Below are 14,015 nucleotides of genomic sequence, written 5' to 3'. Positions count from 1 at the left end.
CGTCGTCGCTGCGCGGGATCGTTGCCCCGCAGCTCGGGAAACCGTGAGAGCCAATCCCGTGCCGGTGACCGTGCGCCAGAGACGGCGCGCATCGGCGCGCTCTGCGCGTGGCGACACGCCGCACGTGTGTCGATCGTCCGTGTCACACGCACCGCGGTTGCGCGCGCACCGCTGTCGGTCAGTCTTGCGGCCGGTGTTGCTGCTCGGTCGTGCTCTCGCAGCTCTGCTCGTGCTCGCCGCGTGCGTCGCGCACGACGCGCCGCGTGTGTCGCCGGCGGGACGAGCGCCCGCCTCGGTGCGGGTCGCGAGCGCGCCCGACGTCGACGTCGAGCAGGCCCCGCGCGCGATCCTCCTCGCGCCCGCGCGTGCAGTCGCGCCGCGGCCGATCTCGCTGCCCGTGCCTGCGCCTCGGTGGCTGCCGTCGCGCGGCTCGCTCGTCCGTGCGCGCAGCGCTCGCGCGCGGAGCCGAAGAGCGCTGATGCGACGACGCGAGCGTCGCGCGCATCGCGCCGATCCCGACGACTTCTAGCGACTCCCGTCGAACGATCCGCAGCACGCGCACCGCGCGTGCGCTCTCATCATCTTCGACAGGAGAACGTCATGTCCGAGCGTCCCGACGAGGGCGCCGAGGCGACGGGCTCCGAGCTGAAGAACGACGCGAACGACGTGCCCGACTCGAAGGGCCCGCTCGTCATGATCATCGCGTTCGTCCTCCTGCTCGGTGCCGTGATCGTGCTCGGCATCCTCACCAAGCCGTAGTCCGTTTCGCCAGCGCGACGGTGAGGCTCGCCCTCACCGTCGCGCGACGGCGGCAGCCCAGCGCGCGACGTCGAGGCTCGACACGATCCCGACCAACGCACCGTGCGCGTCGAGCACCACGACGTGATGCACGCGCTCGCGCGCCATCAGCTGCGCGGTGCGCGCCATCGTCGCGCCGGTCGTGACCGCGTGCACCACCGGCGTCATCGCGTCCCGCGCGGTGATGCCCGACAGCGCGAGCTCGCCGTGCGCTCGTGCCCGCGCGTGTCGCGGGGTCGCGTCGACCGTGCTGGTCGCGTCACCGAGCTCGCGCAGCGCGTCGGTCGTCGACAGGATGCCGATCAGCGCGCCGCCGTCGTCGATCACCGGGATCGCGCCGACGCCGCGATCGACGAGCCACCACCGCACGTTCTCGAGCGCGCTGTCGTGCGGCACCGTGATCACCGGCGACGCCATGAAGCGCGTCACCGGCGCGTCCACCTCCGATGCCCAACCGTCGACCGCGGGCTCGGGCTCCACCCGACAGCGCACCGAGACCGTGCCCGCGCTCGCGTCGAGCTCGAGCCCGTCGCAGAGCTCGCACTTCGCGCACACCGCGATCGGCACGGCGTCGATCTGTTGCGGGCACGCGACCACCAGCGTTCGCTCGCCGCGTCGTCCCGGTGCCTCGGCCTCGTCTGCGCGCAGCGCCATCGCGTCCTCCATGTCTGTCTGCATGATGTGGATCAGGGACCGCGCGCGGCGGTTGATCTGCGTCATGGGTGGATCGTCCCCGGCGCGTAGCTTCCATCGCGTGACCGCCACGATGCGCGGTCAGGAGGGAACGATGGACCACGACGACGCGCGCCGGCTGGGACGGCGCGAGATGATGCGTCGGAGCCTGGTGGTGCTCGCGGCTGCGCCTGCGGTCACCGCGATCGGCTGCGGCGGCGGAGCGCTCGAGTGCACCCCGGGCCCGGCTGGTGATCAGGCGATGCGCACCGCGCTGCACTACGTCGATCACGGGCCCGACGCGTCGCGCCACTGCGTGCGCTGTCAGCTCTACACCGGCGGCGAGAGCGCGTGTGGCACGTGCTCGGTCGTCGCGGGCGGGATCCACCCGCAGGGCACCTGCGACTCGTTCGTCGCGCGGAGCTGAGCGAGGCGGACTGCCATGCTCTCCAAATCCGCGGCGAAGACGTTCTTCCTGGTGGGCACCGGGCTCTGCTCGGTCGCGTTCCTGTTGCTCACCGCCGACACGCTCGCGCGCGTGCCCGAGCAGACGCACGAGGAGAACCTGACGCCCGAGGTGCGGCGCGGAAAGGACCTCTGGGAGGCCCACAACTGCATGGGATGTCACACGCTGCTCGGTGAGGGTGCCTATTACGCGCCCGAGCTGACTCGTGTGTACGAGCGTCGAGGACCGGAGTTCATCCGCTCGATGTTGCGCGATCCGGAGTCGATGTATCCGGGGCAGCGCCGCATGCAGCGATACGATCTGAGCGAGCAGGAGATCGACGATCTCGTCGCGTTCCTCCGCTGGATCGGCGAGATGGACCTCAACGGGTTCCCGCCCGCGCCGGTGCTCGCGGCGTCGTCCAGCGCGCCCGTCGCGCGCGACGAGCACCGGCCGCCGGTGTTCGATCAGATGTGCACGGCGTGTCACTCGCTGGGCGGACGCGGCGGCACCGTCGGCCCGGCGCTCGATGGAGTCGGTGACCGCTACGACGCGGAGTGGATCGATCGGTGGCTCCACGATCCGCCCGCGATCAAACAGGGGACCGCGATGCCACGACTGCCGCTGAGCGACGTGCAGATTCGTGAGCTGACCACCTATCTATCGACGCTGCGGGCCCGACAGGACGAGGAGGAGGCGCGATGAAGTACGAGTCGCAACGCGTCGCGTGGTGGTTCTTCGCGACGTGCATGCTGCTGTTCACCCTGCAGATCGTCTACGGGTTCATCATGGCGTTCGCGCACGCCGGGCACGACGTGCTGCACGACTGGATCCCGTTCCACGCCGCGCGCGCGACCCACACGAACCTGCTCGTGATGTGGCTGCTCTGCGGGTTCATGGGCGCCGCCTATTACATCGTGCCCGAGGAGTCGCAGCGAGAGCTCGAGTGGCCGAAGCTCGCGTATCTGCAGCTCGCCGCGCTCGTGACCGTCGGCGTGACCGCGATCATCGGATTCCACTTCGACTGGTGGGAGGGCCGGAAGTTCCTCGAGATCCCGCGCCCGCTCGACTACCTCGTCGTGGTCGACGTCCTGATGTTCATCGCGAACATCGGAGTCACGATCTGGAAGAGCGAGCGGAAGACCACCACGTCGATGGTGCTCTTCTTCGGCCTCCTGATGTCGGCGCTGCTCTATCTGCCCGGGATGATCCCGACTGCCAGCCAGACGATGGACTCGTACTGGCGATGGTGGGTGGTCCATCTCTGGGTCGAGGGCGTGTGGGAGCTCATCATGGGCGCGATCCTCAGCTATCTGCTGATCAAGCTGACGGGCGTGGATCGCGAGGTGATCGAGAAGTGGCTCTACGTGATCGTCGGGCTCACGTTCCTCTCGGGGATCCTCGGCACCGGACATCACTACTACTTCATCGGCACTCCACGTTACTGGCTGATGATCGGTGGTGTCTTCAGCGCGCTCGAGCCGCTGGCGTTCCTCGGGATGGCCGCCTACGCGATCACGATGGCGAAGCGCGGCGGACGCGCGCATCCGAACCGCACCGCGCTCGCGTGGACGATCGGCTGCTCGATCCTCTCGTTCGTCGGCGCGGGGTTCCTCGGGTTCGCGCACACGATCCCGCAGGTGAACCTCTACACGCACGGCACGCTGGTGACCGCGATGCACGGCCACATGGCGTTCTGGGGCGCGTACGCGATGATCGTGCTCGCGGTGATCGTCCACTCGCTGCCGATGCTCACCGGACGCCGGCTCTACGACGCACCCTCGGCGACGCTCGCGTTCTGGGCGTCGAACGTCGGGATGATCGCGATGACGCTCGCCTTCGCGGTCGCGGGCGTCACGCAGGTCGTGCTCGAGCGGCGCGTCGGCATGGAGTTCCTCGCGGTGCAGCGAGAGATCGAAGTGCACTTCTGGGGGCTCATCATGGCGGCGTCGCTGTTCACGCTCGGCATCGTCGCGTTCGTCTGGAACTTCATCCGTCACGGGCGCCCGGTCGGGCAGGTCGAGGGCGTGCGCTCCACGCTGCCGGTGCGCGGTCCCGCGGGTCGCGACATCGACGCTCTGCCCGCGCCCGCGATGCGTCTCTACGAGGGAGGCGAGTGATGGATGGTGGCAGTGGCGCGCTCGAGCGCGCGAGCGCGGCGCCGTACTACCGCGCGGTCGGGCGCGAGTGCGAGGTGTTCCGCGCCGCGTACGAGCACCGACTGCCACTCTTGCTCAAAGGGCCGACCGGGTGCGGCAAGTCTCGCCTCGTCGAGGCGATGGCCTCCGCGCTCGGTCGGCCGCTCGTCACGGTCGCGTGCAACGACGAGACGAGCGCGGCGGATCTGCTCGGGCGCTGGCTCGTCCGGGGCGGCGACACCGTGTGGCAGGACGGACCGGTCACGCGTGCGGTGCGCGAGGGCGCGATCCTCTATCTCGACGAGGTCGCCGAGGCGCGTGAGGACGTGATCGTCGTGCTGCATCCGCTCTCGGATCACCGCCGCGAGCTCTACGTGGATCGACACGACCAGACGCTGCGCGCGCCGCCCGCGTTCATGCTCGTCGCGAGCTTCAATCCCGGCTATCGGCGCGGGCCCAAGGACCTCAAGCCGTCGACGCGACAGCGCTTCGTCGCGATCGCGCTCGACTACCCGGAGCCGGCGATCGAGGCGGAGATCGTCGCGCGGGAGGCGGGCGTCGACGCGTCCCTGGCGCGCAAGCTCGTCGCGGTCGCGCGCAAGATCCGCAGCCTGGGCGAGCTCGGCCTGGCCGAGACGGTGAGCACCCGCCTCGTCGTCGCGGCGGCACGGCTCGCGCGCGCCGGAATGCCTCCCCGCGCGGCGTGCCAGCACGCGATCGTGCAGCCGCTCTCCGACGATCTCGCGACGCTCCAGGCGATGCAGGACGTCGTCGATCTGATGCTCTGATCATGGGCTGGGACGAGGCGCTCTTCGGGTGGATGTGGAGCGCGGCGCGCAAGCTCGCGCGCACCGAGCCGACCGCCGAGGAGCGCGCGCGCGAGGCGACCCTCGAGGCGATGCGCGAGCGACTGCGCGTGGTGGGCTCGGCGCTCGCCGAGGTGCCGATCGAGATCCGCGAGGCCGAGCGCGAGGGAGGCTTCGCCGGGCGCGCGATCCTGTTGCCGGCGCGGATCGATCTCGCCGCGACACGTGACGACAACGAGCACCTCTATCGCATGCGCGTGGCGTGGAGCGTCGCGGCGATGCGCGCCGGGCTCCATCACGGGGGGATCGATCCGATCGCGCGGGTGCTCGCGACCGCGCTCGCGGCGAGCGCCACCCGCGAGCGACTGCTGGCGCTGTGCCCCGGCGCGATCGAGCGCTTCGTGCTGCTCGAAGAGCGCGCGCTCGACGCGCGTGCCCGGCCGATCGACGTGCCTCCCGCGCAGCGAGCGCTCGAGCTCCTGGTGCGCGCGCGGCTCGGCGATCACGACGCGCGAGATCGGGCCTCGGAGACGGAGCGCGCGTGGCTGATCCACGCGATCGCCCGCGCACCGCGCGATGCGGACGAGCTCGCGCGCGACGTCGACGCGCTGCTCCCCGCGCTGCGTGCGCTCGGGGATCGTGGTGCGCGTGCTCCGAGCATCCCGGTGATCTGGGGCGCGATCGGCGCGCCGGGCGCCGACGAGCGCGCGAGCGAGCGCGATCCCGGTGCGATCGCGGGATCGCTCGCGTCGGGCAAGGAGCTGCGGGCGCGACCACGCGAGCAGGTGCGGCGGGTCGAGCTGCCCGACGATCCGGAGCAGGACAACCCGCTCGTGCACTCGTTCGAGAAGGTCCACACCGCCGAGGAGCATCGCGGCGGGAGCAAGAGCACCGATGGTCGCGACGAGCTCGACGATCACGCGGCCGCGCTCGACGAGCTCGATCTCCGCGAGGTGGTGCGCGGCGCCGAGCGCACCGAGTCGCTCTTGCGTTGCGACGCGATGCTCGAGGGCACGGCGGGCGATCTCGTCGACCAGGGCTCGCGGAACGAGCACGGCCTCGACTACGACGAGTGGCACGAGGCGGAGCACAGCTATCGGCCGGGGTGGTGCCGCGTGCGCCCCTCGATCGTGCGAGCGCGCGTCACGCCCGAAGAGGCCGGCGCGTACGTCGGTTCCCTGCGGGCGCGGAGCGCGCGTCGTGTCGACGCGATTCGCGCCGAGCTCGCGCGGCTCGAGCACACGCGTCGATGGCGGGCGCGCCAGCTCGACGGCACCGAGGTCGACGACGACGCGGTCGTCGATCGCCTCGCGTCGCTGCGCAGCGGGAGCTCGGGCCCCGACCGCCTCTATCGCTCGCGCCGCCGTCATGCGCCCGAGCTCGCGGTGCTGCTCCTGCTCGACGCGAGCCTCTCGACCGAGGGCTACGTCGCCGATCGCCGCGTGCTCGACGTCGAGCTCGAGAGCGCGCTCTCGATCGCCGAGGCGCTCGACGCATCCGACGTGGAGCTCGGCGTCGCGACCTTCCACAGCCACACGCGCCGCGACTGTCGCTTCACGATCGTGAAGGGCCTGCGCGAGCGCTGGGACGCGTCGCGTGATCGCCTCGCGTCGATCGAGCCCGCCGGATACACGCGCATCGGGCCCGCGCTGCGCCACGCGACACACCTGCTCGCGCGCACGTCCGCGCGCCGCAAGCTCCTGCTCCTGCTCACCGACGGCAAGCCCAACGACTACGATCGTTACGAAGGGCGCTACGGCGTCGCCGACGTGCGCCAGGCGGTGCGCGAGGCCGAGCGCGACGGGATCCACGTGCACGCGCTCGCGTTCGATCGCGAGGCGCGCTTCCACCTCCCGCGCATGTTCGGTCCCTCACGGCACACCGTCGTCGCTGATCCCGATCACCTCGCAGTGGCGCTGGGCCGGGTCTGTGCGGACATGGCCCGGTGAGATGGAACCGACCACACACGAGCCCTCGTCGCGCAGCGGACCCTTCGCGACTGCGCCGTTCCTCGTGTTCTGGGAGCTGACGCGCGCGTGCGATCTCGCGTGCCGTCACTGCCGCGCGTGTGCGATCCCCGATCGCGATCCGCGCGAGCTCTCGACCGACGAGGGCAAGGCGTTGCTGCGATCGATCCGCGACATGGGCACGCCGCTGGTCGTGCTCACGGGCGGAGATCCCGCGAAGCGCGAGGACCTCGTCGAGCTCGTGCGCTACGGCACCGACATCGGGCTGCGCGTGGCACTGACGCCGAGCGCGACGCCGTTGATCACGCGCGAGCTGCTCGTCGAGCTGCGCGACGCCGGGCTCGCGCGGCTCGCGGTCAGCCTCGATGCCGCGAGCCGTGGGATGCACGACGGCTTCCGCGGTGTGGACGGATCGCACGCCCGCACGTTCGAGATCCTGCGCGCCGCGCGCGCGCTCGGCATCACGACGCAGGTGAACACGTCGGTCACGCGCTTCAACAAGCACGAGCTGCCTCACATCGTCGCGCACCTCGTCGAGCTCGGCATCGAGCTGTGGAGCGTGTTCTTCGTGGTGCCGACCGGACGGGGCTCCGATCTCGCGTGCCTCGATCGCGACGAGGTCGAGCTGCTCCTCGAGTGGCTCGCGACGGTCGCGCAGCGGCGCGTGTTCGACGTGAAGACCACGGCGGCGCCGCACTTCCGGCGTGTGCTCCTGCAGCGCAAGTTCAAGCGCGACGACGTGGTGGGGCTGCGCGACGGAATCGGACGCGCGGTGCGCGGCGTGAACGACGGGCAGGGCGTCGCCTTCGTCTCGCACGTCGGCGAGGTCTATCCGAGCGGGTTCCTCCCGATCGCGTGCGGCGACGTGCGCAGTGAAGGGCTCGCCGCGATCTATCGCGATCACCCGCTCTTCCGCGCGCTGCGCGAGCCCGATGGGCTCGGCGGCAAGTGCGGCGTGTGCGAGTTCCGCAAGGTGTGCGGCGGCTCGCGTGCGCGTGCGTACGCGGTCACCGGCGATGCGCTCGCCGAAGATCCGGCGTGCTCGTACCAGCCGCGGCTGCTCGACCCCGCGCGCCTCGTGAGGGCGTCGTGACCCGCGTGCAGCACGTGGTCGTGATCGGAGGCGGCGTCGCCGGCCTCGCGGCCGCGTGGGCGCTGACGTCGAAGGGCATCGCGGTCGAGGTGCTCGAGGCGAGCGCGCGCCTCGGTGGTCTCGTCGAGACCGAGCGCACCGACGACGGCTTCGTGATCGAGCACGGGCCCGACGCGATCCTCGAGGCGCGCCCCGCCGCGCGCGAGGTGATCGACGCGCTCGGGATGAGTGATCAGCTGGTGCGCGAAGGGCCGGCGCCGCGCCGCGCGTACGTCGCGGACGAGGCGGGGCACCTGGTGCCGCTGCCCGAAGGGCTCGCGGGCCTCGTGCCGCGCGCGCCCTTCGCGCTGTTCGGCTCGCCGCTCCTGAGCGCGGCGGGCAAGGCGCGCCTGATGTTCGAGCCGCTCGTCTCGCGCAGCGCGCCGGAGAGCACGTCCGTCGCGCGTTTCGTCGAGCGCCGCATGGGGCACGAGCCCCGCGCGCGCCTCGTCGATCCCCTGCTCCGCGCGATCTACGGCGTGCGCGGCGACGAGCTCGATCTCGACGCGACGATGCCGCACCTGCGCGCGATGGTGCGCGATCACGGGAGCCTCGGGCTCGCGGTGCTCCGCGCGTCGCGACGTCCCCCGACGCCGGGCCTCGCGGCGCTGCGCGGGGGCATGGACACGCTGATCGGCAGGCTCGCCGGCGCCATCGGCACCCAGCGAATCGTGCGCCGCACGACGGTGCTCGACGTGGTACGCGCGTCTTGCGGTCGATTCCGGGTGCGCACCTCGAGCGGCGCGATCGACACCGACGCGGTGGTCGTCGCGGTGCCCGCGCCCACCGCGGCGCAGATGCTCGGCAGGCTCTCGAGCGATCTCGCGAGCGAGCTGTCCGCGGTGAAGCTCGTCGACGCCGACGTGGTCACGCTCGCCTACGATCGGCGCGCCGTCGATCACCCGCTCGACGGCACCGGGCACGTCGTCGCGACGCCGGGGGCGCGCACGCGCGCATGCACCTGGGCGAGCATGAAGTGGCACGCCCGCGCGCCCGAGGGCGCGGTGCTCTTCCGCTCGGTGATCGACGCGAGCGGCGCGACGGACGACGAGGTGATCGAGCTCGCACGGCTCGAGCTCGAGCCGCTGCTCGACATCCGCGCGCGCCCGCGGCTCACGCGGCTGCGCCGCCGTCGCAGCGCGCTGCCGGTGCCGACGGTCGGTCACCCCGCGCGTCGCGCGCGCATCGAGGCGCGTGCGCGGGAGATCGGGCGCGTGCACCTCGCGGGCGGTGCGAGCGGCGGGGTCGGCGTGCCCGACTGTCTCGCGACCGGGCTCGCCGCCGCGCGCGCGCTCACGACGTGATCGCCACCAGCGCGACCGTCATCACCACGACCGCACCGAGCGCCGCGAGCGCATGGAGTCGATGCGCGTGGCGCAGCTCCATGTACTCGGCGCCGACGACGGCGCACTTCACCGCGCCGACCGCGAGGCCGACGACGACGTCTCCCGAGAGCACCGCGAAGACCGCGAGCGCGACGAGCAGGGCCCAGGCTGCGATGCGCATCACGACCTCGCGAAGAAGAGCGGGAAGAGGAAGAACCACGCGACGTCGCACATGTGCCAGAAGAGCGCGGTGCCCGCGACGGCGGTCTCGGGATCCTCGAAGCGCGTGCGACCGACGCGCGCGCCGACCCACGCGAGCATGCCGAGCCCGACGATCACGTGCGCGAAGTGGAAGCCCGTGCCGAGCAGGTACGCGTCCCAGAAGTCGTCGACGCCGAGCCCGTGTCCCGCGCCGATCTTCGTGATCGTGTCGGCGCTCTTCAGCGCGACGAACACGAGCCCGGTGACGACCGCGCCGCCGTAGAGGCGTCGCGCGCGACCGAGCGCTCCTTCGCGGTGCGCGTGTACCGCTTCCGCGGTGAGCCAACCGCTCGTGACCAGCGCGAGCGTGAGCGCGAGGCCCGATGCGGGCGAGAGCGCGTCCTGTCCGGCGCGGAACACGTCGGGCTGCTGGATCCGCACGAGCGCGATCAACACGAGCACGATCGCGAACGCGACGAGCTCGACCGCGACGACGATCCACATGAGCACTCCGCCGGGCGGATCGTCGAGCGCTCTCGTTCTCGCGGCGGAGGATCGTTCGAGCACCAGATCGGTCATGCGTGCGACGTGCACGCGTGCGTCCGACGCGCACTGATCGCGATCAGCGCACGACCTGCAGGCGGCGCTTCGGGCGCGCGCCGGGGACGCGCAGGCGCACGAGGCGCAGCGCGCGCCGGCCACGCAGGATGGTGTCGATCCACTCGACGCCCTCGTGCTGATAGCGGATGCGCACGCCGTGCACGCTGCCGAGCACGAGGAGCAGGCGTGCCTTGTCGAGGGTGATCGGGGTCTCGTCGGCGTGGGCGTCGGGGCCGCTCTTGAGGTGCACGCTCTCGATGGTCGCGAAGCGCGCGAGGTCGTCGAACAGCGCCTCGAAGAGCGCACCATCGAGCTCGCCCTGGAACACGTCGGGAAGCTCTGCCGGCGCTGCGCTCATGATCGGGCTCCGTTCGCAGGAAGTCGGGGAAGGACGACGATCGCGCGCTGGGGTGCGGGGCAGACTCGCTCGCACGCGCCGCATCCGTCGCAGCGATCGGGATCGACGCGCGGCGCGCGCTCGGTGAGCTGGAGCGCGCCCTCGATCGGGCAGTGCTCGACGCACGCGCTGCAGAACGAAGGAGAGCCGCCGAGGCACGCGAACGGCAGGACCCGCGCGACCGACGCGGGATGCGGCGCCGAGCGCGCCGCGGCGCGTCGCGCCCACGGCGGAACGTCGGAGTCGACGGGCGTCGATTCCGGAGCATCGGAGTCAGCGTGGCAGTCCGACTCCGCGCCTCCGGCGAGCCGGCGCGCCATCGAGAACAGACCACGTCGCGTGGTGCGCTCCATCAGCGTCCTCCCGTCGTCGTCGGTGCCTGATCGAAGGCCGCGGACGGTGCGTGGCACTGCGTGCAGCTCTGTCGCCACGGATGCGTCGTGCGCAGTCCTTCCGCGAGCGTGCCGTGACAGCTCTCGCAGCGCTCTCGCATGCGCGTCGGGTGCGGGATCTGCGGCGGTGCGCCGTCCCACGCGCGCTCGCCGCGCTCCGCCGAGGCGAGCCCGACGAACGTCGTCGCGATCGGCGGCCCGGTCTCGAGCGCGCGCTCCGCGCCGGGCATCGGCGCCTCGTCGACCACGTGGCACTGCGTGCAGCTGGTGTAGGCCGCGTGGCTCATCGCCGGCGCGACCTGCGGTCCGACGCGCACGCCTTCGGCATGACAGCTCACGCAATTCCGCGTCTCCAGCTGCGTGATCGCGTGAGGGATTCGAGGCGGCGCTCCGTCGCACGCGCGCATCGCCGCGCGCCCCTCGAGCGCGGCGATGCGCTCGGCCTCGCTCGCCGGGCTCCGCTCCGCACCGAGCGCCGGACGATCGGCGAGCATCGCGGCGAACGCCGCGCGCTGCCGTGCGCCGATCGCACCGGGATCGTCGCTGCCGAGATCGGCGTACGAAGGCGCGAGCGCGAGGGCGTCGTCGTGCATCGCGATCGCGTTCGGCTCGGTGCGCACCGCGGGTGGGCTCGGCCGCGTGCCCGCCACGTAGCCGGCGACCGCGCCGCCCACGACGACGAACGCGAGCACGTACAGCGCGCGCGCCGTGAGCGCGTCGTTCACCGCGCGCCTCCTGCGAGCCGGCGCACGCGCACTGCGCACTTCTTGTAGTCGGGCTGCTTCGAGAACGGGTCGTGCGCGTCGAGCGTCACGTCGTTGATGCGCAGTCGCTCGTCGAAGAAGGGCACGAAGAGCGAGCCCTCGGGCGGGCGCCCGCGCCCCTCGATCCACACCGGCAGATCGACGTGCCCGCGTCGCGACTCGACACGCACGACCTCGCCGTCCTGCACTCCGAGCCGCCGCGCGTCGGCGCGGCCCATCTCGAGGTAGCTCTGCGGCATCGCGCGCCGCAGCGGCGGGATGCGCATCGTCATCGTCCCCGAGTGCCAGTGCTCGAGCACGCGACCGGTGCAGAGCCAGAACGGATATTCGTCGTCGGGCGACTCCGGCGGAGGCTCGTAGGGATGGAACCAGATCTGCGCGCGATCGTCGTGGGTCGTCGAGTGATAGAACTGCACGCCTGCGCCGGCGCGCACGTACGAGTCCTCGCCTTCGACGAATCGATATCGCGTCTCGTGCCAGACGCCATCGCGCTCGACGACCGGCCAGCGCAGGCCGCGCGCCCGCACGTACTCCTGGTAGGGCGCGAGATCCTTGTGCTTGACGCGGGTGAAGCGTCGGTATTCCTCGAACAGGCGCTCGTCGACGTTTACGTCGTAGTAGTGGCGGAAATCCCAGATCGGCACTTCGCGCCCCTGTGCGTCGGTCGTGTGGAACAGGAATCGACCCTCGGCGTCGCGCATTCCCGCGAATCCGCGCTCCATCAGTCGGTGGGCGACTGCGATCGTCTGCCATGCATCGTCGCGCGCCTCGCCCGGCGGATCGACCTGCTTGAACCACTGCTGGGTGCGTCGCTCGCTGTTGCCGAACATCCCGTTCTTCTCGACCCACATCGCCGAGGGCAGCACGAGATCGGCGGCGCGCGTCGTGAGCGTCGGATAGACGTCCGACACGATCAGGAACTTGTCGCGGAGCCCGCGCGCTCGATCGAAGAGCGCGTGGGTGTTCGGGAGGGTCTGACCGGGGTTCGTGACCTGCACCCAGATCGTGTCGATGTCGCCGCCCTCCGAGGTCTCGGTGTTGAAGCGGCGCCACATCTCGAGCGTGTGCGGGCCGATCTGCGGCGAGATGCGGCCGCGCGGCACGTTCCACAGATCCTCGGCGTCGTGGCGCTGCGCTTCGTTCGCGATCATCCGCCCGCCCGGGAGCAGGTGCGCGAGCGTGCCGACCTCGCGCACGGTGCCGCACGCAGAGGGCTGTCCGGTGAGGCTCGTGGGGGCATCACCCTCGCGGCCGAAATGTCCGGAGAGCAGGTGCAGCGAGTGCACGAGCGCGTTGATCGCGGTCCCGCGCGTGTGCTGGTTCATGCCCATGCACCAGAGGCTCGTGATGCGCAGCGAGCGATCGCCGAAGAGCCGCGCCAGCATGCGGATCTGATCCGCGGGCACGCCGCTGATCTCCTCCACGCGCTCCGGCGTGTACTCGTCGAGCCGGCGACGGAACGTCTCGAAGTCGATGGCGCGGCCCTGGAGCGTCGGATTCTCGTCCTCGAGCGCGCGGAACGCGGTGTGTCGCTCGACGAACGCGCGATCGTAGGTGCCCTCGCGCAAGAGGAGGTGCATCACGCCATTGGCGATCGCGAGATCGGTGTTCGGGCGGAACTGCAGGTGGTGCTGGGCGAAGGCGGTGGTGCGGGTGCGCCGCGTGCCGATGTCGATGATCGTCACCGACTCTCCGCGCGAGCGCCGATCGACGATGCGCGAGAAGAGCACCGGGTGCATCTCCGCGGGGTTGTTGCCCCACAGCACGATCACGTCGGCGCGATCGAGATCGTCGTAGCAGCCCGCGGGCTCGTCGACACCGTAGACCGAGAGGAAGCCAGTCACCGCCGACGACATGCAGAGTCGGGCATTGGCATCGATGTTGTTGGTGCCGAGCCCGGCTTTGACCATCTTCAGCGCGGCATATCCCTCCGGGATCGTCCACTGGCCGCTTCCGTAGAAGCCGAAGCCTCGGGGATTGCGCTCGATGCGCTCGGCGATGACGTCGATCGCCTGATCCCAGGTGATCGGCACGAAGTCGTCGCCGCGGCGCAGCATCGGGCGGGTCAGGCGATCGGGCCCGTAGAGCGCGAGCCCGACGTGATAGCCCTTCACGCAGAGCAGCCCGCGATTCACCGCGGCCTGGGCGTCGCCCTGGATCGCCACGACGCGCCCATCGCGCACGCCGACCTGCACGTGGCACCCGGTGCCGCAGAAGCGACAAGGCGCCTTGTCCCAGGCCACTCCATCTCGAGGAAGAGCGGCGGCGCCGTCGTCGCGCGAGCGACGCAGCTGCGCGAGCGCTGGCCCTTCGGCGAGCGCCGCCGTCGCCGCCGCCATCGCGGAGGCCTTCACGAACTCTCGTCGGTCCATGGTCCC

Annotated in this window: 16 protein-coding genes; 9 read left to right on the top strand and 7 right to left on the bottom strand. The window is 71.4% G+C overall.

The genetic code is table 11. The annotated features are described in order from the left end of the window. The first annotated feature begins 193 nt into the window (after window positions 1-193). Window positions 194-529, top strand: coding sequence for a hypothetical protein (locus I5071_RS30205; RefSeq protein WP_236516725.1), 336 nt, complete (start codon window positions 194-196; stop codon window positions 527-529). A gap of 71 nt (window positions 530-600) precedes the next feature. Beyond that, a complete protein-coding gene (locus I5071_RS30200) occupies window positions 601-759 on the top strand; it encodes a hypothetical protein (RefSeq protein ID WP_236516724.1) in 159 nt (52 codons plus the stop codon). A gap of 33 nt (window positions 760-792) precedes the next feature. Here the strand turns inward: I5071_RS30200 and I5071_RS30195 are convergent, their stop codons facing one another. Further along, window positions 793-1,518, bottom strand: a complete 726-nt coding sequence (locus tag I5071_RS30195; RefSeq protein WP_236516723.1) for an HPP family protein — start codon at window positions 1,516-1,518, stop codon at window positions 793-795. Between the two features lie 67 nt (window positions 1,519-1,585). Between I5071_RS30195 and I5071_RS30190 the strand changes: the two genes are divergently transcribed. Genes I5071_RS30190 through hemG form a run of 7 tightly spaced genes read left to right on the top strand, consistent with a single transcriptional unit; the run spans window position 1,586 to window position 9,262 of the window. After that, entirely contained in the window at window positions 1,586-1,897 is a 312-nt protein-coding gene (locus tag I5071_RS30190; RefSeq protein WP_236516722.1) for a hypothetical protein, read from the top strand. 15 nt (window positions 1,898-1,912) lie between these two features. Continuing rightward, window positions 1,913-2,620 (top strand): c-type cytochrome, encoded by a 708-nt coding sequence (locus tag I5071_RS30185; RefSeq protein ID WP_236516721.1) that lies wholly within the window; start codon window positions 1,913-1,915, stop codon window positions 2,618-2,620. Beyond that, window positions 2,617-4,035: a cbb3-type cytochrome c oxidase subunit I gene (locus tag I5071_RS30180; protein WP_236516720.1), complete on the top strand. Its 1,419-nt coding sequence runs from the start codon at window positions 2,617-2,619 to the stop codon at window positions 4,033-4,035. Before I5071_RS30185 ends, I5071_RS30180 begins: the two co-directional genes overlap by 4 nt. Then, a complete protein-coding gene (locus I5071_RS30175; RefSeq protein ID WP_236516719.1) occupies window positions 4,035-4,841 on the top strand; it encodes a CbbQ/NirQ/NorQ/GpvN family protein in 807 nt (268 codons plus the stop codon). The genes I5071_RS30180 and I5071_RS30175 overlap by 1 nt, the downstream gene beginning before the upstream one ends. Window positions 4,842-4,843: 2 nt before the next feature. Continuing rightward, a complete protein-coding gene (locus I5071_RS30170; protein WP_236516718.1) occupies window positions 4,844-6,808 on the top strand; it encodes a nitric oxide reductase activation protein NorD in 1,965 nt (654 codons plus the stop codon). Window position 6,809: 1 nt separating this feature from the next. Further along, on the top strand, window positions 6,810-7,919 hold the full coding sequence (locus tag I5071_RS30165; RefSeq protein ID WP_236516717.1) for a TIGR04053 family radical SAM/SPASM domain-containing protein: 1,110 nt from the start codon (window positions 6,810-6,812) through the stop codon (window positions 7,917-7,919). Beyond that, on the top strand, window positions 7,916-9,262 hold the full coding sequence (gene hemG / locus I5071_RS30160) for a protoporphyrinogen oxidase (protein ID WP_236516716.1): 1,347 nt from the start codon (window positions 7,916-7,918) through the stop codon (window positions 9,260-9,262). The genes I5071_RS30165 and hemG overlap by 4 nt, the downstream gene beginning before the upstream one ends. On the opposite strand, the gene I5071_RS30155 is transcribed toward hemG, so the two are convergent. Genes I5071_RS30155 through I5071_RS30130 form a run of 6 tightly spaced genes read right to left on the bottom strand, consistent with a single transcriptional unit; the run spans window position 9,252 to window position 14,009 of the window. Then, window positions 9,252-9,464, bottom strand: coding sequence for a hypothetical protein (locus I5071_RS30155; protein ID WP_236516715.1), 213 nt, complete (start codon window positions 9,462-9,464; stop codon window positions 9,252-9,254). The two genes, hemG and I5071_RS30155, sit on opposite strands and share 11 nt — an antisense overlap. After that, window positions 9,464-10,063, bottom strand: coding sequence for a cytochrome c oxidase subunit 3 (locus I5071_RS30150; protein ID WP_236516714.1), 600 nt, complete (start codon window positions 10,061-10,063; stop codon window positions 9,464-9,466). Before I5071_RS30150 ends, I5071_RS30155 begins: the two co-directional genes overlap by 1 nt. A 43-nt stretch (window positions 10,064-10,106) precedes the next feature. Beyond that, window positions 10,107-10,442, bottom strand: a complete 336-nt coding sequence (locus I5071_RS30145; RefSeq protein WP_236516713.1) for a hypothetical protein — start codon at window positions 10,440-10,442, stop codon at window positions 10,107-10,109. Next, window positions 10,439-10,834: a 4Fe-4S binding protein gene (locus tag I5071_RS30140; RefSeq protein ID WP_236516712.1), complete on the bottom strand. Its 396-nt coding sequence runs from the start codon at window positions 10,832-10,834 to the stop codon at window positions 10,439-10,441. The genes I5071_RS30145 and I5071_RS30140 overlap by 4 nt, the downstream gene beginning before the upstream one ends. Continuing rightward, a complete protein-coding gene (locus I5071_RS30135; RefSeq protein WP_236516711.1) occupies window positions 10,834-11,598 on the bottom strand; it encodes a hypothetical protein in 765 nt (254 codons plus the stop codon). The genes I5071_RS30140 and I5071_RS30135 overlap by 1 nt, the downstream gene beginning before the upstream one ends. Continuing rightward, window positions 11,595-14,009, bottom strand: a complete 2,415-nt coding sequence (locus tag I5071_RS30130; RefSeq protein WP_236516710.1) for a molybdopterin-dependent oxidoreductase — start codon at window positions 14,007-14,009, stop codon at window positions 11,595-11,597. The genes I5071_RS30135 and I5071_RS30130 overlap by 4 nt, the downstream gene beginning before the upstream one ends. Window positions 14,010-14,015 lie beyond the last annotated feature (6 nt).

Source organism: Sandaracinus amylolyticus (assembly GCF_021631985.1).
Taxonomy (GTDB): domain Bacteria; phylum Myxococcota_A; class Polyangia; order Polyangiales; family Sandaracinaceae; genus Sandaracinus; species Sandaracinus amylolyticus_A.
This window is presented reverse-complemented; position numbering and strand designations above follow the sequence as displayed.

Coding starts and splice junctions, on each gene's coding strand:
- I5071_RS30190 (WP_236516722.1), top strand. CDS start 1,586: ATGGACCACGACGACGCGCGCCGGCTGGGACGGCGCGAGATGATGCGT.
- I5071_RS30155 (WP_236516715.1), bottom strand. CDS start 9,464: ATGCGCATCGCAGCCTGGGCCCTGCTCGTCGCGCTCGCGGTCTTCGCG.
- I5071_RS30165 (WP_236516717.1), top strand. CDS start 6,810: ATGGAACCGACCACACACGAGCCCTCGTCGCGCAGCGGACCCTTCGCG.
- I5071_RS30150 (WP_236516714.1), bottom strand. CDS start 10,063: ATGACCGATCTGGTGCTCGAACGATCCTCCGCCGCGAGAACGAGAGCG.
- I5071_RS30175 (WP_236516719.1), top strand. CDS start 4,035: ATGGATGGTGGCAGTGGCGCGCTCGAGCGCGCGAGCGCGGCGCCGTAC.
- I5071_RS30195 (WP_236516723.1), bottom strand. CDS start 1,518: ATGACGCAGATCAACCGCCGCGCGCGGTCCCTGATCCACATCATGCAG.
- I5071_RS30170 (WP_236516718.1), top strand. CDS start 4,844: ATGGGCTGGGACGAGGCGCTCTTCGGGTGGATGTGGAGCGCGGCGCGC.
- I5071_RS30145 (WP_236516713.1), bottom strand. CDS start 10,442: ATGAGCGCAGCGCCGGCAGAGCTTCCCGACGTGTTCCAGGGCGAGCTC.
- I5071_RS30180 (WP_236516720.1), top strand. CDS start 2,617: ATGAAGTACGAGTCGCAACGCGTCGCGTGGTGGTTCTTCGCGACGTGC.
- I5071_RS30130 (WP_236516710.1), bottom strand. CDS start 14,009: ATGGACCGACGAGAGTTCGTGAAGGCCTCCGCGATGGCGGCGGCGACG.
- I5071_RS30200 (WP_236516724.1), top strand. CDS start 601: ATGTCCGAGCGTCCCGACGAGGGCGCCGAGGCGACGGGCTCCGAGCTG.
- I5071_RS30140 (WP_236516712.1), bottom strand. CDS start 10,834: ATGGAGCGCACCACGCGACGTGGTCTGTTCTCGATGGCGCGCCGGCTC.
- I5071_RS30185 (WP_236516721.1), top strand. CDS start 1,913: ATGCTCTCCAAATCCGCGGCGAAGACGTTCTTCCTGGTGGGCACCGGG.